A 23,771-nucleotide genomic window follows, 5' to 3' on the forward strand; every position below is an offset into this window, starting at 1 on the left:
AGGTTCTACTCGGCAGAACCACATGTCAATCGCGATCGAGCCTTGGAACTGAGGACGGAAATGTTCCAGGTTCCGTCCCTTGACATGCGGTTCTGGTGAATGGAACCTTCCAGTCACTCGCCCAACGCCCCTGGGAGGATCCCGATGACCGCTCTGGACTGGTCGGTCCTGGTCGGCTATTTCGTGTTGATGGTGCTGATCGGAGTCTGGTCGCGCACCAAGATCAAGACGGTCGTGGACTACTTCACGACCGGAGGCCGGATTCCCTGGTGGTTGTCCGGCATCTCGCACCACATGTCGGGTTACAGCGCCGTCATGTTCGTCGCGTTCGCGGCGGTCGCCTACTCGTACGGCATCACCGTCTACGTCTGGTGGGCGATGACGATCGGCGTCGGTGTCGGCATCGGCGCGTTCCTGTTCGCGGCGCGCTGGAACCGGCTGCGGGCCAAACACGGCGTCGTGTCGCCGCTGGAGTACCTCGCGCGCCGCTACAACCTACCGACGCAACAGGCGCTCGCGTACTCCGGTGCCGCGTTGAAGGTCGTCGACATCGCGTCGAAGTGGGTCGCGATCGCCGTCCTCCTGAACGGTTTCACCGGGGTGCCGATCCGGTGGGGCATCCTGCTCACCGGCGTCGTGACGATGCTGTACGCCACGCTCGGCGGGCTGTGGGCCGACGTACTGACCGACTTCGGGCAGTTCGTGATCCAGTTCGGGGCCGGCGTCGCGATGTTCGTCGGGGTGCTCGCGCACCTGGACGGCGTACCGACGCTGTGGAAGATGTGGGACCAGTTGCCGGCCGGGCACGGTGACGCCCTGAACGGGCCGTACACGCCGATCTTCCTGATCGCGTTCCTGTTCATCAAAACCTTCGAGTACAACGGCGGCATGTGGAACCTGGCGCAGCGCTACATGGCCGCGCCGTCGGGATCGGCCGCGAAGAAGTCCGCCCTGCTCTCCTCGGCGCTGTGGCTGGTCTGGCCGTTGATCCTGTTCATCCCGATGTGCGCGGCGCCGCTGCTGGTCCATCCGGGGAAGCCCGAGCAGTCGTACGTCGCCCTCGCGCAACTGCTCCTGCCGACCGGGCTGATCGGCCTGGTGCTGGCCGGGTTCTTCTCGCACACGATGGCGATGGTGGCGTCCGACGCGAACGCGATCTCGTCGGTGATCACGCGGGACCTGGCGCCGGTGCTGGTGCCCCGGGTCCGGCAGTTGGCCGACGGCGCGGCGCTGAAGATGGCGCGGATCGTCACGTTCACGTTCGTCACGGTGAGCATGCTGATCGCGATCGCGACGAACGGCGAAGGCGTCGTACTGAAGATCGTCGTCGACCTGGTCGCCGCGACGATGGGACCGATCGCGATCCCGCTGATGCTCGGGCTGCTGCCGTGGTTCCGGCGCAGCGGGCCGCGGGCGGCGCTGGCCTCGTGGGCGATCGGGCTGATCACCTGGGCGATCGTCAAGTACGGCGTGGGTTCGACCGACACCACGTTGGTCGTGGCGTTGCCGCTGGCAACTTCCTTGGTGGTGTACGTCGGCCTGGGCCTGCTCGCGCCGGAGAATCGTGCGGACGTCGACGAGCTGGTCGACTCGCTGAACACCGACCCCGACGACGTCACCGTCCGCCAGGCGGCCCTGTCCTGAAAGCGCTGTCCCGAATCTGAAACACTGTCCCACGTCACGGAACCGTCCACTCTAGGAGAAGGCCCTATGCCGAACATCACCGTCGAACTCCTCTCCGGCCGCACCCTCGACCAGCGTCGCGAGTTCGTCGCCGCCGTCACCGACTCCGCGATCGCCATCCTCGGCGCCAAGCGCGAGTCCGTCCGCATCGTCTTCACCGAGATCGAGAAGACCGACGTAGCCAACGGCGGCACCCTCGCCTCCGACGCCTGACCCGCACACCGCGCCCCGCGCGACTCAGCGGCCCGCAGGTTGATGCCCTCTCGTGGGTTCACCCATCAGATGCTGGGTTTGCGTCCAGGATCCCGGACGCCAACCCAGCATCTCGGACGCCGACCCACGAGATGCAGGATCTGTGGTCGGGGCGGGAGCACCGGATGGTGAAACGTGCGGGCGGGTTCGGCTCGGACCTATTAGTGTCTGTCGCATGCGAGTAGGTGTGTTCGGTGCTACGGGTCAGGTCGGCGGCGTGATGCGGGAGTTGCTCGTCGAGCGCGACTTCCCGGTGGACGAGGTGCGGTTCTTCGCCTCGGCGCGGTCGGCGGGGAAGAAGTTGGCGTTCGGGGACCGGGAGGTTGTCGTCGAGGACTCGGCGACGGCGGACTTCTCCGGGCTCGAGCTCGCCCTGTTCTCCAACGGGAAGACGGCGTCGAAGGAGCTCGCTCCGAAGGTCGCGGCGGCCGGTGCGGTCGTCGTCGACAACTCGTCCGGCTGGCGGATGGACCCGGACGTGCCGCTCGTGGTGTCCGAGGTGAACCCCGAGGACCTCGGCACGATCCCGAAGGGCATCGTCGCCAACCCGAACTGCACGACCATGGCCGCGATGCCGGTGCTCGCCCCGCTGCACCGCGAAGCCGGGCTGACCCGCCTCGTCGTCTCGACCTACCAGGCCGTCTCCGGTTCCGGCGGCGTCGGCGTGAGCGAACTCGAGCACCAGGCTCGTCAGCTCGTCGAGACCGGCGGCCGGCTCGCCCGCGGCACCGACGGCATCACCCTCCCCGAGCCCAAGGTGTACGCCGGTCCGATCGCCTTCAACGTGCTCCCGCTGGCCGGCTCGATCGTTGCCGACGGCACCGGTGAGACCGACGAGGAGCAGAAGCTCCGCAACGAGAGCCGCAAGATCCTGCACCTCCCGGACCTTCCGGTCGCCGGCACCTGCGTCCGGGTGCCGGTCTTCACCGGCCACTCGCTCACCATCCACGCCGAGTTCGCCGAGCCGATCACCCCGGAGCGCGCCACCGAGATCCTGGGCGCCGCGCCGGGCGTCGCCGTCACGGACCTCCCGACGCCGCTGCTCGCGGCCGGCCAGGACCCGTCGTACGTCGGCCGCATCCGGCAGGACCAGTCCGTCCCGGGCAACCGCGGACTGATCCTGTTCGTCTCGAACGACAACCTCCGCAAGGGCGCCGCCCTGAACGCGGTCCAGATCGCGGAGCTCCTCGCCGCGCGCTGATCGGCGTACCGAAGAACGGGTAGTCCTCAGTCCAACGCGTCCACCTTGCGCGGCGGCTCGCTGCAGCCGCGCCACCCACTACCCGTTCTTCGGTACCTCAGCAGCGGTAGAAGTCCTTCGTATAAACGCCGTTCACCGCGGTCAGGGTGTGGTCGTAGCAGCCGTGCCCGATCTCGCGGAAGCGCACGGTCTGGGTCCCGGTGGCGTGCCGTTGGTCCCGCGGTACGCCGTAGATCCAGGACGCGCGGCCGTCGTACGTCTCGGTGCTGGTCCGCGCCGGGGTGCGGATCGTGTCGTGGATCTTCAGGTCCGTGACGACGTCGTACCCGCCGGGGATCGTTGCGTTGGGCAAGAAGGTGAGTACGCCGTTCTTGCCGTAGTCGAGGTCGGTGCGCTCGACGTGGCCGTTGCTGATCGTCGTCGCGGTGTCGCGCCAGTTCGCATCCAGCGTGTCGCGGGTCTCGCCGGCCTCCCAGGTGTGCTTCGAGACGTTGCTCAGCGTGCGCTGGACGCTCGTGCGGACACGGCCCGCCGAGGTGTCGACGTACCCGCTGATCGTCAGGTTGCGGGACGCGTTCGTGGTGTCGGAGCCGGCCACGTTCGGTGTGCCGCTCACGTCATCGGTCTTCGCCAGCGGGCTGACGGCGTACGACGTGAGGCCGCCGGTCGTCTGCGCTCGGTGTGCGTCGGTCCACACGTGCAGGTTCGGGACCGTGAACCACCCCGACTGGCCGGCCGGTACACCGTCGACGTGCACGCGGAACTCGTGTGGCTTGCCGTCGGTGAGCAGTCCGGCGAACGGCGTGAGGTCGTAGGTCAGAGGCTTGATGTCGAAGGCGCGCGGTGCGGGGGACGGGCGCCACGAGTACGGGTTCGACCAGCCGCCTGTGTAGATGTACGGGTACGGCAACGCGATCCCGGCGAGTTTGCCGTCGATGCTCACGTCGACCTCGCGGTACGGCGATCCGTCGGGGCACGAGTACCCGGTCTCGGCCGGCGCGGAGGTGTCCCAGAACTCCTCGCAGCCGCCCCCTGATCCGGTGACGTAGACCTCACCGAGGAGGCGAGTGGTGTTGCGCGGCAAAGTCGCCGTACCGATCAGGTCGGAGTCCTGACGCGTCTGGTTCTGCAGCGGGAGTACGTCGTCGGCGGTCCGGGCAGCCGGGGTGTGGCGGTCGGTCGTGTAGAAGTCGAGGGTCACGGTGATGTCGAGGACGCCGGTGTACGTGTCGTTGACGACGTTGCCGAGCTCCATCACGACCGGTTGCGACGTCCGCAGGAGCGGGCTGTACGACGTGACGTCCTTCTCCACGTCCCACGCGATACCGTCCGCGCTCGGCTCCGGGGTCGACGTACGGAAGACACCAACCCCGCCGATCGTGATGTGTCCGAGGCGGTCGTACTGGACGCCCTTCACCTCGCCGTGCATCCGCAGCACGACCTTGGACCACGGGCCTTGGCAGCCGGCCGGGGGAGTGTAGGTCGCCTGGTACGGGTCGAAGTTGCGGAACTGGTTCCGGACGATCTGCACCTCGCAGTGCCTGGTGTCCGGTACGGCGACCTTCGGCGCGGGGGTCCGCGGGTCGTCGTAGTCCGACCCGAACTCCGCCGGCGGGGTCACCGCGTGGGCCGGAGCGCCCAGACCGAGGAGTAGCGGAGCGAGGAGTAGAACGGATAGTGAGATGAGAGCCACCGACCGTATGCGCATGTTGCGGAAACGTAATGGAGAAGGTGTACGTGGGCAAGCGAGTGCCATGGTCAGGCACGGTGCCCAGCGATTACCCTCCAGTCACTTGACCCCCTACGGAGGCCAGTTATGACGCCTGTCGCCGATTCCGGCCAGCTCGCCCTTCTCAGCAACCGCAAGGACACCATGGCCCAGATGTTCCTGGACCGGGTGGAGGCGACGCCTGAGCGGGAGGCGTTCCGGTTCCCGCGCGGGGAGCAATGGAAGTCGGTGACCTGGCGGGAGACCGAAGCGCTGACCCGCCGGCGTGCCGCGGGCCTGATCGCGCTGGGGGTGGAGCCGGAGCAGCGGGTCGCGGTCGCGTCGAGCACCCGGATCGAGTGGATCGAGTGCTACCTGGCCGCCGTACTGGCCGCCGCCGCGACCACCACGATCTACCCGTCGACGATCTCGTCGGACGTGGCGTTCATCGTGGCCGATGCCGACGTCCAGGTGGTGTTCGCCGAGGACGCGGGCCAGGTGGACAAGCTTCGCGAGCACCGGAACGAGACGCCGTCGCTGCGCAAGGTCGTCCTGCTGGACGGCACGCCTCTCGAGAGTGACGGTGACTGGGTGATCGGGCTCGGGCAGCTCGACATTCTCGGCGACGAGTACCTGGCTGAGCATCCGTCGATTGTCGACGATCGGATTGCGGCCATCAAACCGGACAACCTGTGCACGTTGATCTACACGTCCGGTACGACGGGACGTCCGAAGGGCGTGCGGCTGCCGCACTCGGTGTGGACGTACGAGGGCGCCGCGGTCGAGGGGATGCGGGTGCTCTCACCGGACGACCTGCAGTTCCTGTGGCTGCCGTTGTCGCACGTGTTCGGCCAGGTGCTCCTCGCCGTACAGTTCCAGCTCGGGTTCGCGACCGCGGTCGACGGACGGATCGACAAGATTGTCGACAATGCGGCGGTAGTACAGCCGACCTTCATGGCCGCGGCGCCGCGGATCTTCGAGAAGGCGCACGCGCGGATCGTGACGATGATCCAGTCCGAGGGCGGGGCGAAGGCCAAGCTGTTCGACTGGGCGTTCGGGGTCGGGGCTCGGGTGTCGGCTCTGCGACAGGCCGGCAAGGAGCCGGGCGGGTTGCTGGGCGCGCAGTACGCGGCAGCCGATCGCCTTGTGCTCTCGAAGATCCGGGCCCGGTTCGGCGGACGGATCCGGTTCTTCGTGTCCGGGTCGGCAGCCCTCGACAAGTCGCTGGCGGAGTGGTTCCACGCGGCCGGGCTGCTGATCCTCGAGGGGTACGGGCTGTCGGAGACCTCGGCGGGATCGACGCTGAACCGGCCGACGCAGTACCGGCTCGGAAGCGTCGGACCGGCGTTCCCCGGGACGCAGTTCAAGATCGCCGAGGACGGCGAGATCCTGATCAAGGGCGACGGCGTGATGAGCGGGTACCACAATCAGCCCGAGCAGACCGCCGAGGTGCTCGACGCCGACGGCTGGTTCCACACCGGTGACATCGGGCACTTCGAGGACGAGTACCTGTTCATCACGGACCGGAAGAAGGACCTGTTCAAGACCTCCGGCGGCAAGTACGTCGCGCCGCAGGTGATCGAGGGCCGCTTCAAGACGATCTGCCCGTACGCGAGTCAGTTCATCGTGCACGGCAACCTGCGCAACTTCGTCTCCGCGCTGGTCACGCTCGACCCCGACGCGATCGAGGGCTGGGCCGCCGCGAACGGCCTGGCCGGCAAGCCGTACGCCGAGATCGTCACGTCGGACGCCGCGCACGCGATGGTCCAGGGGTACGTCGACGAACTCAACGCCGGCCTCAACCGGTGGGAGACCATCAAGAAGTTCACCATCCTCGACCGCGACCTCACCGTCGAGTCCGGCGAGATGACCCCGAGCCTCAAACTCAAACGCAAACACGTCGAAACCCAGTACGCCGACGTACTGGACAAGATGTACGAGTAGCGGTCAGCGGGAGTTGGTGCGGACGTCCGCGAACGTCAGCTGGTCCAGCCGGATCGTCACGATCGCGACGCGCAACGATGGGGTGAGGACGCTCCAGAGCGCGTCGCTGATCGTGGACCAGGCATCCGGAACGGCGACCGTCGTGGGTCGGCCGTGGGTGATGATGTCGTCCGCGGTGCCGTTGTAGGTCGTCGTGGTGAGGGCTGTGCCCGGGGCGATGCGGGCCGCGTACAGCGACGGGTGCTCGGTGAGTTCGGGTGCACCGTCGTTGGCGCGGGCGGAGCCGATCACCACATCCTGCAGTTCCGTGCCGTTGATCGTGGCGCTCGCGGTGATGCGTGGAGTGCGGATCGCCGGGTCGGGTTCGTAGGTGAGCTGTCGCAGGGCGAGCTGGAGATCGGGTTGCTGCTCGCGGGCGGTGGTCAGTTCACCGACCTGGGTGCCGTTGCCGACGATCACCCAGTCGTCTCTGCGGGTCGCCGCGGTGTAGTGGCGCAGGTCGTCGACCGGGCCGCCCGAGGTGTCGCGCACCATGACCTCGCGGTCGTGGACCACGAGTTCGCGAGCCTTCGAGGCGGGAGATCGGCCGGTCAGCCAGTACGTGAAGAACGGCACGCCGTCCACATCCCGCCCGATCGCAAGCCCGCGCCCCGGGTACTCGACCGATTCGACGAGGCTCATCGGGCGAGCTCCACGCGTTCGTTGCCGACCAGAGTCATCGCCATCTCCAACTTGGACCCGGCCGCGTTCTCGTCGTCGGGCGGGATGTTTGCAGGATCAGCCGGTCCATATGGTTGCTGTGCGCAACGGCGTACTCGGCTGCCGGCAGGCACCCGAACGACACGCCCGCACGGCACGATCCGCTCGACCCACCCGCAGCCAATGCTCAATCCCACCAGCGAGAATCGTCCGCAGCCCATCGCCCAACACGGCGGCGAGCATACCTGGGCGCCAGACCGGTTCACGGTGACACAGGTTGCTTTGCTGCGAGCCAGGCAGGTGGAGTTACGCCGTACGCCGCGTAGCGCTCGCGAACTCGTTGGTTGTTCGCGTTGGCGGGATCGTCGAAACCCAGGAAGGTCAGGGCCGCGCTGCCCATGAAGCTGTCCAGCTGGTCCGGGAACTTGGCGAGGTACGCGGCGCGGACCCTGGTCAGGAAATGCTCGAAGTCCAGGTGGCTCGCGACCATGTACCAGTCCGAGCCGAACATGAATCGCTGTCGCATCCCCTGCTGTGCGGTGAAGATCTGGTCCAGGGCCTCGATGGTGTCCTCCAGGTCGTCGAGGTCGTGGTTGCCGATGTCGGCGTACAACCGCGGATGGACGCTGGTGAGCTCGGCGATCCTCCGCGGCCACTCGGGCCGGCCGCTCCAGCCGAAGTGACCGAGGTTCAGCCGGAGATCTCCCCATTCCTGCAACACCGCGGCCCAGCGCTCAGGGCCGGAGAAGTCCATGCACGCAGGCTTCGCGAACTGGGTCGGATTTCCGTGGGCCGTGATCGGGACGTCGTGCTCGGTGCACCAGTCGTAGAGGTTCGCCAGCGCGGCGTCGACGCCCAGGGCCTGCTCCGCGCTCATCCCGGGGACCCCGGACTGCCGGTTGCGCCACGGGAGGAATCCCATCGGCGGATACATCTTGACGCCGACGCAGCCGAACTCGGTCACGGCCTCCTTCACCAGGGCGACCGCGCCGAAGCGGCGCGGGTCGAACCCGACGAACGGCAGGACCTGGGCGCCGAGCTGCCCGAGGATGCCCAGCCGGCTGATCTTCTCCTGGAGTTCCAGCTGCTGCAGGGTGCTGGTCTTCGGACTGTCGTCGAGGCCCTGGAGGTCGACGAGCATCGGCGTGAACAGGTCGACCTCGGGATAGGTCTCGATCAGCGCTCTCGTCAGCGCCAGCCGAGTCTTGCCGAACAGCGCGGCCCAGCTCAGGTAGCGACGGAGGTCGTCGAGGCCATCGTGAAACGACTCGTCCCCTGAGCCCGGCCCACGGCCGTCGGCAGCCTCGGCTCCGGCGGCCGCCGCGAGACCCGGCTGCTCGAGCTCGAGCCTGGCGAGTAGAACCTCGCCGTCCGCGGCCGCTTGGCTCACCGCGGATTCCTCGGCACCTTCGTGTTCCCCGGGCCCCGAATCGATCAGCCGGTCGAGTTCGGCGATCTCTTCCGCTCCGGACGCCATCGCCTGGGTGATGTCGTCCAGCGCCCAGGCAAGCGCTCTGGCCAGCTGGCTGCGTTGCCCGGCCACGGCCTTGACGAACCCCTTGACCGGCAGGTCGTCCCCGTTGAACGTATGGCAGTGAATGTCGACGACCGTCATGGCTCCCCCTCGCCGATCGACCCCTGCCGCCATGATGCTCCGCGAACGCGCAGGACGTAAGGGCGGAGCCGGTGACAGTACGTGACGAGCGTTGCTATCTTTGGGCTTGGGGGTGGGGACATGGGGCTGCCTGAGCACGAGATTCCCGAAACACAGCGGACGAAGCAGGGCGACGAACTGGCGCCCGGGGACATCACGCCAGTGAACCGTCCGGTCTACATGCTGGCGATCGGCGGGCTGCTGCTCGCGCTGATCGTTGGCATGGTCGGATGGCTCGTCCTGGTGCTGAGCGACAAGAGCATGCCGGAAGGACTGGCGGTGCTGCTGGGATCCATCGGCGGCGCACTGGTCGGTGTGCTGGCGACCACGAGCAAGAAGTAGGTCCCGCGCATGGCCGATCATCCGCTCGATCGTTATCCGTTGCCGTTCGGCGATCCCGTCGTACAGAACGTCCTGCGCACGCTGACCTCCGTGTACCGGCGGTACAAGGAGATCGCCGAGGTGGTCGACGACGTCGGTCTCGACGGCGGCGAGATCGACTTCGACGGAGCGGCGCAGTCGATCTGGCGCTCGGTGCTGAAGGAAGCGGCCAGGACCGAGCAGTTGCGTGCGTTGCTCGAGCACGTCGCCAAGGAACAGCCTCGGCTCGCGCCCGCGCTGGCCGACGCGATGGCGGCGAATCCGGTCAGCCCGCCGGCCGAGGAGGAGAACGAGGACGGCGGCCCGCCGTGGAAGGGATTCAGCGGCGACAAGGGCGACGAGCGGCAGATCGTCGAGGGCCAGAACACCTTGCTCGACATCGCGTTCCTCGAGGTCGGTCTCGACCGGGCCCGTTCGATCTGCCTGCTCAAGGTCAGGATCGGCAAGAAGCGGTACGTCGGAACGGGTTTCCGGATCGGTGCGGATCTGATCCTGACCAACCATCACGTCGTGTTCCAGGCGATCGACGGCGTACTGACAGCAGCGTCCGAGATCGAGGCGTGGTTCGGCTGGGAGCTCGATCGCGCCGACGTACCGAAGCAGCCGATCGTCGTGCCCTGCGATGCCGGCTCGGTGATCGCGGCCGTCGATCGGGACTGGGCGGTGCTGAGGGCGACCACGCCGATCCCACCCGAGTTCCCGCCGCTGCCGATCGCCGCCGCGTCGGTCGACCTGGCCGTCGACGACCGGGTCTACATCATCCAGCATCCGGGCGGACGCCCGAAGATGATCGGGATGCACCACAACCTGGTGCGCTCGGTCGACGATTCCGTGGTGCAGTACTGGACGGACACCGAGGGCGGATCGTCGGGCGCGCCGGTGTTCGACGAGGACTGGAACGTGGTCGCGCTGCACCACCGCTGGGTAGAGCGGGAGATCGACGGCAAACCGGAGTACCGGAACCAGGGGCAGCGGATCGATCGCGTCGTCGCTGATCTGGCGGCAGCCGGGGTGCAGGGGGTGTCATGAGCGCGCGGCTGTGGATCGAGGAATCCACGGACGAGAAGGACGAGCAGACCACGGCGTTGGCGATCCTGCTGGCCGAGGTTGTGAAGTACCGGCGTGATGTCGAGAAGGAGCTGGAGACGATCACGCAGATCGATGTGGCGGACATCTATTGGGACGAACAGTTCCAGGCCAGAGCCTTCTGGACCGGGTACGTTCTCGACCTGCGCCGCAAGGGGCTCCTGCGGTACGTCGTCGAGCACATGGCGACCCGGTTCCCGCCGCGGCGCGAAGACTTCGAGTACTACCTGAAGCTCAAGGTGGCCAAGCGGGGAACGGCCTGGTACGAGCCGCCGGACCCGCTCGACGCGATGTTCGTCGGCCCGGGAACGTCGCAGCCGATGATCAACCGCAGCAAGCTGCGCGCCGAGCTGCGGAAGCTGAGCAAGGAGGGCTTCCGGACGCTGAACATCACCGGCGGATCGGCCTCCGGCAAGACGTACTCGTACCAGCTCCTGCAGGTGCTGTCGCGGGCGGAGGGCTTCCCGATGCTGCTCGTCGACGTGGCCGAGTGGGGCACCGAACGGTTCGGCGCGCTCGAGTTGGCGCAGCGGCTGGCCGGTCACTTCAAGTTCGCCATCAGCGCGGAGGTGGTGGCCGACGTACCTGATCCGCATACCCGGGCCCGGCTGCTGATGAACGAGTTGCGGGACAACTTCCCGCCGGTGCGGAACCCGCGCTGGATCGTGATCGACGGACTCGACCGGGCCAATGTCGACCCCGACGCACGCGGCCTGGTCGAGAAGCTGCTGCGCTCCGTCGACGTCAACGCCGAGCTGGGCGAGGTGAAACTCGTGGTCACCGGCTTCGACGGCCTGGTGCCGCCGAAGACCCGCAAGGAGCCGATCAGCCCGATCACGCGCCCGGACGTCCGCCAGCTGTTCGCGGTGGCTGCCGCGCATCTCGGTTATCCGGCGACCGACGCCGAGCTGGACAGCTGGACCGCCCAGGTGTGGGACGGATCCGACCCGGCCGCGGACGAGTTCGCGCTCGCCGGCGAAACGATCTACGGGATCGCCCGGGAGACCATCTGCAGCTTGACCGGACAGAGCGCATGACGAGCCTGCCGGAGCCGCGCACGGCCGGGCGGGCGGTTCGGAGCCGCCGACGTGGCCACCTGATCCAGCCGCCGGGCCGGCGCGATCTGCTGCGGGCCCAGGCCGCCGTCCTGGTCTGGTTCGACGCCGGGTGGCTGACTGTTCCGGGCGACGCCGACGAGGCCGACGCGGCGATCAGCGAGTTCCTGATCGAGGACTGCCGTCGTGTTCGCGGCCCGGACGGCGCACCGCACTGGGCCTTGGTCGATTCGGTACGGCGACGGACACTGCGCGACCTCGGACCGCAAGGTGCCGAGGATGCGCTCCGCCGTACGACGATCAACCCGACGGGGCCCGCGCAGAGCGCCCTGTCCCGAGCGCTCGATCCGAGAACGGCGGCGTACGGCGACCCGCCCACGCTGGAATCGCTGTCCGCCGATCTGCAGGTCGCGCGCTGGCTCAGCGACGCCTTCCCGGCCGCCCGGAACATCGAGGCCATCGAGGCGGCCCTGGCCCGCGAGGAACTGCTCGCGCCGCTGAAGACCTTCGGCGCGCACGGGTTCTACGGCCGTACGGCGGAACTCGGCCTGCTCGAGGAGCACTTGTTCAGCGGCACGCGGCCTCTGGTGATCTCGGGCGTCGGCGGGGTCGGCAAGTCGACGCTGCTGGCGAAGTTCATCACCGAGCGGACGGACGGGCTGTTCGCGTATCTCAACTTCGACCGGGGTGCCCTGGAGGCCGACCGGCCCGCCCAACTGATGTCCGAGATCCTGCGCCAGCTGACGATCCAGCAGCCGGTGCTGGCGGAGCGGCTATGGCCGTTGATCGACGACCTGCGCGAGCAGGAGAACACGGACGAGGAGACGCTCGGCTTCAGCTCGCACGCATCGGCGCCGACGACCAGCACCCACTTGTCGCGGAGTCTGATGGCGAGGGCGGCCAAGCTCATCACGCCGTACGTCCGCGGCGGCCTGCTCGTCGTACTCGACACCTTCGAGGAGGTCCAGCGCCGCCGGATCACCGATCTGTATGTGCTCAAGGACTTTCTGGACCAACTGCTGCGCCTGATCCCGAAGACGAAGGTCGTGATCGCCGGGCGCGCGCTCGACACCGGGCTGGGTGCGGAGCTGAACGCCACGGTGATCCCGCTGACCGAGCTCGACCAGGCGTCGGCGGTGCAGATGATCCTCGACGCGGACGGGGTGGCCGCGTCGGTGGAGCTCGCCGAGCGGACCATCGGACTGGTCGGCCGCAACCCGTTGAGCCTGCGGCTCGCGATCGAGATCCTGCGGGTCAGCCGGGCCGATGATCCGCTGCTCGACCTGGAGTTGCAGGAGGGGCAGATCCAGGGCGTTCTGTACCGGCGGATCCTGATGCACATCGACAACCGGGAGGTACGCAGGATCGCGCATCCCGGACTGGTCGTCCGGGTGGTGACGCCGGACGTCATCCGGCACGTCCTCGCCAAGCCCTGCGGTGTCACCGTGAAGACCGACCGGCACGCGAGCGACCTGTTCCGGCAGCTGGAGCGCGAGGCGACGCTGGTCACAGGCGACGGCCGTTCGTTGCGGCATCGCGCGGACGTCCGGAAGCTGATGCTGCCGAAGCTCCAGCGGGACCAGAAGCCGCAGGTGGCGAAGATCCACCGGGCGGCGTACAAGTACTACTCACGGCTGCCCGGCGCCGCCGCTCGGGCCGAGGAGCTGTACCACCGGCTGATGCTCGGCCAGACCCGCCGTACCCTCGATGCCCACTGGAACAAGGAGGCGCTGCCTTCCCTGCTGGACTCGATCGACGAGCTTCCCGCGCGCGGTCAGCAGTACCTGTGGGCACAGGCCGAGGGGAGGATCAGCCTGCCGGACGAGATCATGCGCGAGGCCGACGACCAGACCTGGGCGGCGGCGACGGCGCCCGTGATCGCCGCCGAGCTGCGAGCCGGGCGGCCTGAGGTCGCGCTGGATCTGGCCCATCAGCGTCGCGGACCGAGAGGCGAGTCATTGCTCCCGTCCGCCGAGGTGGAGGCGCTCGAGGCGTTCCGTGAGTTCGACGAGGCCTTGCGCGTACTACGGGGCGCCCGGGACGCGGCGTTGCGCAAACGGCGGTCGGAGGAAGCAGTCAGCCTGACACTCGACGTACTGCGAGTGCTGGAACGGATGCAGCGATTCCCCGAAGCGGTACACGAGGCCTCCGAACTCCGTGACGCGTTGAAGGCCGGGTACGGCGAATCCGCGTTGGACTATCTGGTCGCGACCACGAGTTATCTCCGGTTGCTGCGACGCAGCGGCCTGCAGGGGAGCCCGGAGTACGCCGAGGTTGTCGCGGACGCGGTGCAGAAAGCCGAGAACCTCACGCTGCGGGAACTGAGCAGCCGGCCCGGCCTGACCCGCGAGCTGCTCGCCGAGATCGGAAACGCCTCCGAGAAACTCCTCCGGTTCGGGATCGAGCAGGTCGGTGTGGCGCGCGGCCAGACCGAGCGGCTCGACTCCGAGCTCGCCAAGGTGGACGCGACGACCGACACGGGTCCGTACGACGACGAGGACGACGAGGAGCCGCTGGTCGAGCCGCGGAGCCGGACCGCGAGCAAGGTCGCGGAGTACCTCAACGAGGTCGGCCCCGACGACGACCTGTCCCACGCTATTTCGGAGAGCTGGCAGGTGGAAACCGACGGGCTTTATTCCTGAGTCGTTGTGAGGGCGGCGTGTTTGCCGGTGGTGAGGGATTGGCCCTGGTCGATCATCTGTTCAACGATGCGGTCCACGGCTTGGGAGAAGGCATCGGAGTTTTCCGGGTCCCAACCACGACCGCGTTCCGGGTGGCACGTCCGACAGGCTGAGCCTCGGTCTCCATGAGCCGAATGTAACGACTCTTCTACCCTCTGCAACCAAAACCCGCAGCGATCCCGTCAAGCGCCACGCTCGTACCCCTCCCGCACCCAGCTTTGAGCACCGATCAACCAGATTTCGCGCGCCGAAGTGGTTGGTGGGGGCTCAAGGGCGGCCGGGGCGGTTGGTCGGGCCCAAGGTGGACGGAGAGGGTGGGGTGGGGGTCCGTACGATGGGGGCGTGCCGTCGACATTGCCTGAGGGGGAGGTTGCGCCTCGGGACGGGGCGTTGCCGGATGCTGCTGTGCGGGAGGCTGCCGGGCGGCCGTTGGGGTTCTACCTGCATGTCCCGTTCTGCGCGTCGCGGTGCGGATACTGCGACTTCAACACCTACACCGCCAAGGAGTTGGGCGGTGGCGGCTCACAGGCGTCGTACGCCGAGACCGCGGCCGACGAGGTCCGGATGGCGCGGCGGGTCCTCGGCGAACTGGACCGCCCGGTCGACACGGTGTTCTTCGGAGGCGGTACGCCGACCCTGCTGCCGGCCGCCGATCTGGGGAAGATGCTCGCCGCGGTGCGGGACGAGTTCGGGCTCGCGCCCGGCGCGGAGGTGACGACCGAGGCGAATCCGGAGTCGGTGGATCCGGCGTACCTCGACGCGCTGCTGGAGGCGGGATTCACCCGGGTGAGTTTCGGGATGCAGAGCGCGTCCTCGCACGTACTGCGGATCCTCGACCGGCAGCACACGCCGGGCCGCGCGTTGCAGGCCGTGAAGGAAGCGACCGCTGCCGGGTTCGAGCACGTGAACCTCGACCTCATCTACGGGACGCCGGGGGAGTCGCTCGACGACTGGCGGGCATCGCTGGAGTCGGCGTTGTCGGCGCAGCCGGATCACGTCAGTGCGTACGCGTTGATCATCGAGGACGGTACGCAGCTCGCGCGGCGGATCCGGCGTGGTGAGCTGCCGATGCCGGACGACGACGACCTGGCCGACAAGTACGTGCTGGCCGACGAGATGCTGTCGGCCCAGGGGCTGCGGTGGTACGAGGTGTCCAACTGGGCCCGCAGTACGGCGGCCCGCTGCCGCCACAACGAGCTGTACTGGCGCGGCGACACCTGGTGGGGGATCGGGCCGGGCGCGCACAGCCATGTCGGCGGAGTGCGCTGGTGGAACGTCAAGCACCCGAGCGCGTACGCCGAGCGAATCAACGCCGGCGAGAGCCCGGCGCACGCGCGAGAGACCCTCGACGAGGAGACCCGGCGCGTCGAGCGGGTGCTGCTCGAGGTGCGGTTGTCCGCGGGGCTGCCGCTCGACGTTCTGGACGAGGCTGGGCGAGCCGCGGTCGATCAGGTGGTCGCCGACGGGCTCGCGGTGATCGCCGCTGAGGGCACTGAGGGCCTTGAGGGCACTGAGGGCGAGCCAGGCGCCGGGGACGGCGAGCGACTCGTGCTGACCGATCGCGGCCGGTTGCTGGCGGATGCGGTGGTCCGGGACCTGCTCCCGTGAAGTGATCAGAACTGATCACAGCTAGCTGTTGACGACTGTTACGAGCAGGCGGCAGGCTTGGCGGTAAGCGTTTACTACCGTTCGAGGAGTCGCGATGCCGCCCTTCATCCGTCGTCGACTGTTGCTTCAGGCCGGCCTTGCAGCCGGTGCGCTCAGCACGCTCGGGTTGCCCACCCGCGCGTTCGCGGAGGACGAGTACGACGTACTCCGCGCACGCTGGGCCGAGCTCAACACCGGAGGGGCGATCGACGCAGCCGATCCGGCGTACGCCGATGCGCTCGCAAACCTGAGTGCGCAGGCCCAGCAATACGCGGACACGATGATCACGTCGGCGGACCGGACGGCGCTCTGGCCGGATCTGCCGCTCAGCTCGACGAGCGGGAACTTCTCGATCAGCTACACGCGCCTGAAGACGATCGCGCTCGCCCGCGCGACCGCGGGCACTGCCCAGACCGAGACCGGCGAGCTGTTGAGCGGCGCGCTCGACTTCCTCAACGCGAACGCCTACAACGAGACGCTCAAAGAGACAGGGAACTGGTGGTTCTGGGAGATCGGCGCGCCGCGGGCACTGCTCGACACCTGCATTCTCGCGTACGACGTCCTGTCCGCTGAACAGCTCACCAAGTACCTGACGGCCGTCGACCGGTTCGTCCCGGACCCGAACCGGCGGACCAACTCGCCCACGCTCCGGGAGACCGGCGCCAACCGGGTCGACAAGGCGCTGATCGTCGCGCTCCGCGGCATCGTCGGAAAGTCGACCATCAAATTGTCGACAGCACGCGACACCCTCGGCGACGTCGCCGAAGCCGGCAAGAACAGCGTCTTCACCTACGTGACGAGCGGCGACGGCTTCTACCGCGACGGCTCCTTCATCCAGCACGGCAACCTCGCGTACGTCGGGACGTACGGCAACGTGGCACTCGGCGGGGTCGCGAACCTGATCGCCCTGCTCGGCGGTTCCACCTGGGAGATCGCCGACCCGAACCGCGCCGTACTCCTGGACGCGGTCGAGGCGAGCTTCGCGCCCTTCGTCGTCGACGGTCTGATGATGGACTGCGTCTCCGGGCGCGCGATCTCCCGCGAGCGCGCCGGCGACCATCGCAACGGCCACGGCACCACATCGACCGTTCTCCTCCTCGCGAGCGGCGTCGCGGAACCGTACGCCTCGCGGTACAAGGCACTCGCCAAGGGCTGGATCACCCGCGACCGCCTCAACGACTACCTCCCGGGCGCGTCGATCCCGGAGATCTCCCGCGCGAAGGTGCTGCTCGCCGACACCGATGTCGTCCCGGCGCCGGCCGTCCCGCGGCACTTCCAGTTCTACAACCAGGACCGTGTCGTGCACCGCCGCCCGGGCTGGACCTTCGCGATCGCGATGTCGTCGAAGCGGATGGCCCGCTATGAGTGGGGCAACGGCGAGAACCTCCGCGGCTGGTACGTCGGCGACGGCATGACGTACCTGTACAACCGCGACCAGTCCCAGTTCAACGACGCGTACTGGCCGACGGTCGACGGGCAACGGATGCCCGGTACGACGGTCAGCACGCAACCCCGTCAACCGGGCGGCTCGGGGAGCGGCACCGGGACTGTCGCGGCGTACGCCGATTGGGTCGGTGGAGCGTCGTACAAGGACGTCGCCGGCGCGGTCGGTATGCACCTGATCGACCACGACAAGACCTTGCAGGCAAGGAAGTCCTGGTTCTGTCTGAGCGACTCGATCGTGGCCCTCGGCGCCGGAATCACCGGTACCGACGGCTACCCGGTCGAGACGATTGTCGACAATCGGAACCTCCACGAGAACGGGACGGCCGCACTGCTGCTCGACGGCAGCGCAGCAACGGACGGGTCCTACGACGACCCGCAATGGGCGCACCTGGAGGGCGTCGCCGGGTACGTGTTCCCCAGTGGCGGCCGACTGAGGATCCAGCGCGAGGACCGAACCGGATCGTGGTCCGAGATCAACATCGGCAACGACACGGCGGGCTCGACGACGCCGTACACCCGCCGCTACGCCAAGCTCATCCTGGAACACGGGATCGAGACCGGGGACTACGCGTACGTCGTGTTGCCCAACGCAACCAGCCGGCAGACGGCCGAGCGCGCCGCTGATCCGGGGATGACCGTTCTTGTCAACAATCCGAATGTCCAAGCGATCCGATCCCACCGCGAGAACCTGGTCATGGCGAACTTCTGGACGGCCGGTGCCGTGTCCGAGGTGGCCGGCGGGCCGCGAGTGGTGGCCAGTGACGGTCCCGCGTCCGTGGTGATCGGCAGCGAAGGCCGGACGACGACTGTCGCCGTCTCCGATCCGAGCCGGACCGCGCAAACCGTCCGGCTGACGATCGACCGTCACGTCGGAGTCGTGGTCGCCAAGGATCCGGCCGTCACGGTTGTTGCCACCGGCAAACAGCTGGTGCTGGACGTCGCTGTCGGTGGTACGAAGGGCGCCACCCACAGCGTGTCGCTCAACTGAGGGTCCTTCAACTGAGTTTCCGCAAGCAACCGGGGCCGGCAAGCCGTGCCGGCCGGGTCGCCGGGTGCTGGCAAGTTCAACCAGGAGGTTGTTCGATGATGCCGCACGCCCGCCCGCAACAGTTCACGGGGCAGCTCACCAGGCGACGTGTTCTTCAAGTAGCCGGAGCCGGCCTGGCTCTTGCCGCCGTACCAGCAGTGGCGAGAGCAGAGACCAGCTACACCTTCACCATCCCCGCGTTGCTGTCGGCGCGCACGACCGAGCTCGACCGCACGCAGAACTCGCTCAGCGCCAGCGAACTCCGCTCGACCGGCTTCTACCTTCCTGCCGCCACCGCGCTCAACGTGGTCGTTCACGCCGGGAGCCTGGCGCCGACGCTCGTGATCGGCGCCCCCGACGCCGACGCGCGCAAGGAGTTCAAGTCACCCCGCGAGTACCCGCTCCAGGTCGGCCGCAACACCGTCACCGACGCCGGCGGTGGCGTCGTCTACCTCAAGCTGATCGGCAACACCGGCCAGGCGAAGGTCACCATCGGCGAGCAGGCGCAGCCGATGCCGTACTTCGTCCTCGGCCGCACCGGCGAGGCCGAGTTCCAGCGCCAACTCGACGAGCGCAGCACGCCGTACGTCGAACTTCTGAGCCCGCACGCGATGATCACCGTCGAGCGTGCGTCAGCTCTGACGTACCGGACCGAGAACCACACCGACCTGCTGTCCACCTACGAGGACATCATCGGGATCGAGGACGCCACCAGCGGGTACGACGGATCCGCGCCGCAGCACGTCCGCCTGGCGCACCGCTACCACTTCGTCGGGTACCCGTCCGCGATCACCGGTGTCGGGGCGTACGCGACCCACGGCCACATGTCGTTCCCGCCGCCGATCCAGGACCGCATGCTGACGGTGGCGGGTCTGCGGACGCGCGGCTGGGGCATCTACCACGAGCTCGGCCACCAGCATCAGCAGATCACCTACAAGCCGAGTTCGCTGACGGAGGTGACGGTCAACATCTACTCGCTCACGGTGAACGCGGTCTTCGCCACGAAGTACGGCCAGCAGCCGCGGCTGCACGCACCGGACGTGAAGACCGGGCTCACCCCGTGGCAGAGCGCTCCGGGCAAGCTGCGGACGCCGGACGTGAACTACGGCACGACGTTCGACCCGTACGAGAAGCTGGTGATGTTCGAGCAGCTCCGGCTGGCGTTCGGCGACAGCTTCTGGCCGGACCTGCACAAGCTCGTCCGGGTGGAGCGCCCGTACGCGAGCGACTACACCGACGAGGTACTGCGGCTGCGCAACCTCGTCGTGCTCTCCAGCCGGACCGCCGGCCACGACCTGAGTGACTTCTTCCGCGCCTGGGGCGTCCCCGTCGACGCCGAGGCAGCCGCCCAGATCACCGCACTGCACCTGACCCCGCCGGCTCTCGATCCGTCAACAATCCGACAGTAGACAAAAGGACGAAGGCACCCACCGGGTCGAGGTGGGTGCCTTCGTCGTACCGGGGGAGCTCTGTCCTAGTCGAGCTCCGGGTTCATTTGAGGAAGAGTTCGATCACGCAGCTGTCTACCTCGGGGGCCCGGTTCGGCAGCTTGAGCGTCAGTGTGTTGTCGGGAAGCCCGGTCAGGTACGTGTGCCCGGGCGCCGACGGGTCGACATCGACCCGCTTGACCTCGGACGCGTCGTGCAGGAACTGCGCGTACTCGACCCGATCGCCCAGCCCCGGCAGGTGCAGATGACCCATCGGCCACGCGAACACATGCAAATAGAGCCGCCGGCCGTTCTGCGTATACCGGCAGTCCGCCGGCGGCACGTACGTACTCGGCCCGCAGCCGCGGATCGAGCGCTCGTGCAGCCGCATCCAGGAACCGATGCCGGACAGTACGTCGAGGGCACGCGGCTCCCATGCACCGCGGCCGTTCGGGCCGACGTTGAGCAGCATGTTGCCGCCCTTCGAGACTGCGTCGACCAGCATCCGGATCAGCAACGCCGGCGACTTCCAGTCGTGGTTGTCGCGGTGGTAACCCCAGCTGCCGTTGAGGGTGTGGCACGCCTCCCACGGCACTTGCGTACCGTTGCCAGCGGCAACCTCGTTCCCCGGCGGCTGGACCTGCTCCGGCGTGGTGAAGTCACCGGAACCGAGCCCGAGCCGGTTGTTCACCAGGATCCCGGGCTGCAGCTCCTTCACCATCGCGAGCAGTTCCTCGGACCGCCACTCGTCCGGACCCTTCGCGTTGAACCCGCGGTCGGCGTACGAGAAGTCGAACCACATCACATCGATCTTGCCGTATCCGGTGAGCACCTCACGGACCTGTCCGTGCAGGTAGTCGGCGTACTTCGAGACGTCACGGTCCGCCGTACGGTCGATGAAATCCACGTCCTTGCGCTGCGGGTGGTAGAGGTCGACCGGGAACTCCGGGTGATGCCAGTCGAGCAACGAGTGGTACAGCCCGATCTTGAAGCCGCGCTCCCGGAATGCGTCGACCATCGGTGCGAGCAGATCCTTGCCCCACGGCGTGTTCGGTGCCGAGTAGTCGGTGAGCTTGGAGTCCCACAGGCAGAACCCGTCGTGGTGCTTGGTGGTGATCACCAGGTAGCGCATGCCCGCGTTCCAGGCGTCGTCCGCCCAACGCACCGGGTCGTACAGGTCCGGCGAGAAGTGGTCGAAGTACGGCTGGTACTCCGCGTCGGTGAGCTGTTCGTACGACTTCACCCACTCGTGCCGCGCCGCGGCCGCGTAGATGCCCCAGTGTACGAACAGCCCGAACCTTGCCTCGGTCAACCAACTCATCGCGGGCTCGCACCGCCGAGCGCCGACTCGAACTCGCTGCGGATCTTGTCGCCGCCGTCCTTGGCCCACTTCTTCAGCGCGGTGTCGAACGCGCTGATCGGCTTCCGCCCGGCGATCACGTCGTTGCGGACATCGGTCAGCGCCTGCCCGATGTCGCCGCCGGACTTGTCATTGGTCGGTGAGATCAGCGACGCGGTCGGGTCCTTGACGACCATGCCGATCAGCTTGGTGAGGTCCTCGTGGGCGCGCTCGACGTACGTCGGGAACTGCGCGTTGTAGAGCGCCTGCGGCGGCGCGGTGATGTACTTCCACGGCACCGTCAGCTCGGCCTCGCCCTTGCTGGTCAGCGTCGGGTTGCCCTTCGCGTCGCGGGTGAAGTCGACGCCTTCGACGCCGTACGTGAGCAGCAGGTTCTCGGTGCTGCCGAACGGCGCCGCGAAGAAGTTCGCCACCGCGAGCAGTTCCTTGGCGCGCGCCTCGTCGGCCTTCTTCATCAGCGTGTAGGCGAACAGGATGTTGTCCGACCAGGTGTTCGCCTTGCCACCCTTGGGTGCCATCGGGACGAACGCCCGCGGGTCGTTCTTCGGGTCCAGGCGCGACATGTCCTTGACGTAACCGGAGTACGCCGGGAACCCGTCGTACACCAGCGCGCCCTTGCCGGCGCGGAACGCGTTCTTCCGGGCGGTGCCGTCGATACCGTCGGACCCCGGCACGGTCACCCCGGCCTTGACCAGCTGGACGGCGAACTCGAGCGCCGCCTTGTACTCCGGCGTCTCGAAGCTGCGGACCAGTTTGCCGCCGTCCTCCTTCCAGCCGTTCGGTACGCCGAACATCTGCTGAACCATCGTGAAGAACGTGTTGCCCTTCGAGTTCACGATCGCCCACTGGCCCTGCTGCGGCCTGGTCAGCTCCTTGCACGCGGCCAGGAAGTCCTCGGCGGTGGCCGGGTACTCGATGCCGGCGGCATCGAAGAGCCGCTTGTTGTAGAAGCCTGCGCCGCCCGTGATGCTGCGCGGGATCGGCAGCCCGTAGATCTTGTCCTGGACCACGCACGCCTGCCAGATCACCTGCGGGATGTTGGCCAGGTTCGGGTAGTCCTTGACCTTGTCACCCGACAGGTACGGCGTGAGGTCCGTGCACTTTGCCGACAAAAAGGCCGGTAGATTGTTGACAAGGCTGGAGTCCGACAACAGGACCAGGTCCGGCAGCTCGTTGGCGGCCAGCACGGTCTGGAACTTCGTCGCCCAGTCACTGTCCGGAACGATGGTCAGATCGAGTGTGCCGCCGAGCTTCTGCTCGACCGCCTGCCAGGCCGCGTTCTTGTCCTTGGCCGGTGGCAGCGGGTCGAAGATGTCGGTCATCACGCTGACCTTGCCGCCCGACAGCGGCGGCGTCTTCACGGTGGTGACCAGGTCCTTCGGATAGGTCCGGTAGCCGGGCGGTACGCCGTCCGCAGTGCCGGCCAGATCCGGCTTCGGTCCCTCGAAGGCGACGTACGTCGGGAGCGTCACGGTGGACGCCCGCGCAGGGCCGGCCGTCGTACTGCCGTTGCTGCAGGCAACCAGCGTCGGAACTCCGGTGGCACTCATCACGGCGACACCTACGGCGCTGCGCAGGAAGCTCCGGCGACTGAGAGATGGGGTGGTCACGGTCTTTCTCCTAACCCTTGATGGCGCCGGTGAGTACGCCCTTGGTGAAGTAGCGCTGCAGGAACGGGTAGACGCAGAGGATGGGCACGAGCGCCACGACGACGACCGCCATTTGCACTGCCTGGATCGACGCCACCGCCTCGCCGGGCGACTCGGTTCCGCCGCCGACCGGTTGGCCCTGCAGGACGTAGAGGCGCAGGACGAGCGGCAACGGCCACTTGCCGGTGTCGCTGAGGTAGAGCAGTGCGTTGAAGAACGCGTTCCAGTGGCCGACGGCGTAGAACAGCGCGACGACCGCGAGGACCGCCTTCGACAGCGGCAGCACGATCCGGATCAGGATCGCGAGGTCGCCGGCGCCGTCGATCCGCGCGCTGTCGAGCAGCTCGGCCGGGATGTTCTGGAAGAAGTTGCGCAGTACCAGGAAGTTGAACGCACTGACCAGGCCCGGGACGATCAGCGACGCGTACGAGTCGTAGAGCCCGAGCGCCTTGATCAGCAGGAAGTTCGGGATGATGCCGGCCCCGAACAACATTGTGAACAATACTGCTGTCAACACGAACCGCCCGCCGACGATCGGCCGGCTGAGTCCGTACGCGAGCGCGATCGTGACGACCAGGTTCAGCGCCGTACCGATGATCGTGATGCCCGCGCTGACCAGCAGCGCATGACTCACCACACCACCGGCGAAGATGGTCTTGTACGCCGCCAGCGTCGGCTCGCTCGGGAACAACGCGATGATGCCGCCGCGCCTCGTGATCTCGGATTCGCCGGCCAGGCTGGTCGCGACGATGTTGACGAACGGATAGAGCACCAGCAGGCAGACGATCGCGATCACCACGCCCTTGATCGCCAGCCCGGCCTTGGTCGGGGCCTCCATCCAAGGCGGTCGGTTGGAGGGGCGCTGCGAGGC

General features: G+C 67.7%; 17 protein-coding genes. 11 read left to right on the top strand and 6 right to left on the bottom strand.

Features of this window, described 5'->3' with window-relative positions; genetic code table 11:
• The first annotated feature begins 144 nt into the window (after window positions 1-144).
• From EV651_RS01545 to EV651_RS01555, 3 genes are all read left to right on the top strand, one after another.
• Window positions 145-1,644, top strand: coding sequence for a sodium:solute symporter family protein (locus EV651_RS01545; RefSeq protein WP_133781147.1), 1,500 nt, complete (start codon window positions 145-147; stop codon window positions 1,642-1,644).
• A gap of 66 nt (window positions 1,645-1,710) precedes the next feature.
• A complete protein-coding gene (locus EV651_RS01550; protein ID WP_133781149.1) occupies window positions 1,711-1,896 on the top strand; it encodes a tautomerase family protein in 186 nt (61 codons plus the stop codon).
• Between the two features lie 214 nt (window positions 1,897-2,110).
• Window positions 2,111-3,136 (top strand): aspartate-semialdehyde dehydrogenase, encoded by a 1,026-nt coding sequence (locus EV651_RS01555; RefSeq protein WP_133781151.1) that lies wholly within the window; start codon window positions 2,111-2,113, stop codon window positions 3,134-3,136.
• A gap of 97 nt (window positions 3,137-3,233) precedes the next feature.
• Here the strand turns inward: EV651_RS01555 and EV651_RS01560 are convergent, their stop codons facing one another.
• Window positions 3,234-4,844 carry a peptide-N4-asparagine amidase gene (locus EV651_RS01560; protein ID WP_133781153.1) on the bottom strand — a complete coding sequence of 537 codons (1,611 nt, stop codon included), beginning with the start codon at window positions 4,842-4,844 and terminating at the stop codon, window positions 3,234-3,236.
• A 108-nt stretch (window positions 4,845-4,952) separates the two neighbouring features.
• Between EV651_RS01560 and EV651_RS01565 the strand changes: the two genes are divergently transcribed.
• Complete coding sequence (locus tag EV651_RS01565; protein WP_133781155.1) at window positions 4,953-6,788, top strand: long-chain fatty acid--CoA ligase; 1,836 nt, start codon at window positions 4,953-4,955, stop codon at window positions 6,786-6,788.
• 3 nt (window positions 6,789-6,791) lie between these two features.
• Here EV651_RS01565 and EV651_RS01570 read toward each other — a convergent pair whose 3' ends face one another.
• On the bottom strand, window positions 6,792-7,469 hold the full coding sequence (locus EV651_RS01570; protein WP_133781157.1) for an IMP cyclohydrolase: 678 nt from the start codon (window positions 7,467-7,469) through the stop codon (window positions 6,792-6,794).
• A 280-nt stretch (window positions 7,470-7,749) separates the two neighbouring features.
• The gene (locus tag EV651_RS01575; protein ID WP_133781159.1) at window positions 7,750-9,102 is read right to left on the bottom strand and encodes an amidohydrolase family protein; all 1,353 of its coding nucleotides are present in this window, start codon (window positions 9,100-9,102) and stop codon (window positions 7,750-7,752) included.
• Between the two features lie 120 nt (window positions 9,103-9,222).
• On the opposite strand from EV651_RS01575, the gene EV651_RS01580 reads away from it, so the two are divergent.
• The 7 genes from EV651_RS01580 (at window position 9,223) to EV651_RS01610 (ending at window position 19,873) form a co-directional block, all read left to right on the top strand.
• Complete coding sequence (locus tag EV651_RS01580) at window positions 9,223-9,483, top strand: hypothetical protein (RefSeq protein WP_133781161.1); 261 nt, start codon at window positions 9,223-9,225, stop codon at window positions 9,481-9,483.
• A 9-nt stretch (window positions 9,484-9,492) separates the two neighbouring features.
• Complete coding sequence (locus tag EV651_RS01585) at window positions 9,493-10,551, top strand: serine protease (RefSeq protein ID WP_133781163.1); 1,059 nt, start codon at window positions 9,493-9,495, stop codon at window positions 10,549-10,551.
• A complete protein-coding gene (locus EV651_RS01590; RefSeq protein WP_133781165.1) occupies window positions 10,548-11,645 on the top strand; it encodes a hypothetical protein in 1,098 nt (365 codons plus the stop codon). The genes EV651_RS01585 and EV651_RS01590 overlap by 4 nt, the downstream gene beginning before the upstream one ends.
• Window positions 11,642-14,305, top strand: a complete 2,664-nt coding sequence (locus EV651_RS01595; RefSeq protein ID WP_133781167.1) for an AAA family ATPase — start codon at window positions 11,642-11,644, stop codon at window positions 14,303-14,305. Before EV651_RS01590 ends, EV651_RS01595 begins: the two co-directional genes overlap by 4 nt.
• A 381-nt stretch (window positions 14,306-14,686) precedes the next feature.
• Window positions 14,687-15,952 (top strand): radical SAM family heme chaperone HemW, encoded by a 1,266-nt coding sequence (gene hemW, locus EV651_RS01600; RefSeq protein WP_133781169.1) that lies wholly within the window; start codon window positions 14,687-14,689, stop codon window positions 15,950-15,952.
• A 94-nt stretch (window positions 15,953-16,046) separates the two neighbouring features.
• Window positions 16,047-18,425: a polysaccharide lyase 8 family protein gene (locus EV651_RS01605; protein WP_133781171.1), complete on the top strand. Its 2,379-nt coding sequence runs from the start codon at window positions 16,047-16,049 to the stop codon at window positions 18,423-18,425.
• A 95-nt stretch (window positions 18,426-18,520) separates the two neighbouring features.
• Window positions 18,521-19,873 (top strand): M60 family metallopeptidase, encoded by a 1,353-nt coding sequence (locus tag EV651_RS01610; protein ID WP_133781173.1) that lies wholly within the window; start codon window positions 18,521-18,523, stop codon window positions 19,871-19,873.
• Window positions 19,874-19,955: 82 nt separating this feature from the next.
• On the opposite strand, the gene EV651_RS01615 is transcribed toward EV651_RS01610, so the two are convergent.
• Genes EV651_RS01615 through EV651_RS01625 form a run of 3 tightly spaced genes read right to left on the bottom strand, consistent with a single transcriptional unit; the run spans window position 19,956 to window position 23,738 of the window.
• Complete coding sequence (locus EV651_RS01615; protein ID WP_133781175.1) at window positions 19,956-21,212, bottom strand: alpha-L-fucosidase; 1,257 nt, start codon at window positions 21,210-21,212, stop codon at window positions 19,956-19,958.
• Window positions 21,209-22,861, bottom strand: a complete 1,653-nt coding sequence (locus EV651_RS01620; protein WP_133781177.1) for an extracellular solute-binding protein — start codon at window positions 22,859-22,861, stop codon at window positions 21,209-21,211. Before EV651_RS01620 ends, EV651_RS01615 begins: the two co-directional genes overlap by 4 nt.
• 10 nt (window positions 22,862-22,871) lie before the next feature.
• Window positions 22,872-23,738: a carbohydrate ABC transporter permease gene (locus EV651_RS01625; RefSeq protein ID WP_133781179.1), complete on the bottom strand. Its 867-nt coding sequence runs from the start codon at window positions 23,736-23,738 to the stop codon at window positions 22,872-22,874.
• Window positions 23,739-23,771: the final 33 nt, after the last annotated feature.

This window comes from Kribbella sp. VKM Ac-2571 (genome assembly GCF_004362255.1).
Lineage (GTDB): Bacteria > Actinomycetota > Actinomycetes > Propionibacteriales > Kribbellaceae > Kribbella > Kribbella pratensis.

Excerpts from the sequence above, each read along its gene's own strand:
- EV651_RS01570 (WP_133781157.1), bottom strand. The coding sequence starts at position 7,469 with ATGAGCCTCGTCGAATCGGTCGAGTACCCGGGGCGCGGGCTTGCGATC.
- EV651_RS01610 (WP_133781173.1), top strand. The coding sequence starts at position 18,521 with ATGATGCCGCACGCCCGCCCGCAACAGTTCACGGGGCAGCTCACCAGG.
- EV651_RS01625 (WP_133781179.1), bottom strand. The coding sequence starts at position 23,738 with ATGGAGGCCCCGACCAAGGCCGGGCTGGCGATCAAGGGCGTGGTGATC.
- EV651_RS01545 (WP_133781147.1), top strand. The coding sequence starts at position 145 with ATGACCGCTCTGGACTGGTCGGTCCTGGTCGGCTATTTCGTGTTGATG.
- EV651_RS01590 (WP_133781165.1), top strand. The coding sequence starts at position 10,548 with ATGAGCGCGCGGCTGTGGATCGAGGAATCCACGGACGAGAAGGACGAG.
- EV651_RS01605 (WP_133781171.1), top strand. The coding sequence starts at position 16,047 with ATGCCGCCCTTCATCCGTCGTCGACTGTTGCTTCAGGCCGGCCTTGCA.
- EV651_RS01595 (WP_133781167.1), top strand. The coding sequence starts at position 11,642 with ATGACGAGCCTGCCGGAGCCGCGCACGGCCGGGCGGGCGGTTCGGAGC.
- EV651_RS01585 (WP_133781163.1), top strand. The coding sequence starts at position 9,493 with ATGGCCGATCATCCGCTCGATCGTTATCCGTTGCCGTTCGGCGATCCC.
- EV651_RS01615 (WP_133781175.1), bottom strand. The coding sequence starts at position 21,212 with ATGAGTTGGTTGACCGAGGCAAGGTTCGGGCTGTTCGTACACTGGGGC.
- EV651_RS01575 (WP_133781159.1), bottom strand. The coding sequence starts at position 9,102 with ATGACGGTCGTCGACATTCACTGCCATACGTTCAACGGGGACGACCTG.
- EV651_RS01550 (WP_133781149.1), top strand. The coding sequence starts at position 1,711 with ATGCCGAACATCACCGTCGAACTCCTCTCCGGCCGCACCCTCGACCAG.
- EV651_RS01555 (WP_133781151.1), top strand. The coding sequence starts at position 2,111 with ATGCGAGTAGGTGTGTTCGGTGCTACGGGTCAGGTCGGCGGCGTGATG.
- EV651_RS01580 (WP_133781161.1), top strand. The coding sequence starts at position 9,223 with ATGGGGCTGCCTGAGCACGAGATTCCCGAAACACAGCGGACGAAGCAG.
- EV651_RS01560 (WP_133781153.1), bottom strand. The coding sequence starts at position 4,844 with ATGCGCATACGGTCGGTGGCTCTCATCTCACTATCCGTTCTACTCCTC.
- EV651_RS01565 (WP_133781155.1), top strand. The coding sequence starts at position 4,953 with ATGACGCCTGTCGCCGATTCCGGCCAGCTCGCCCTTCTCAGCAACCGC.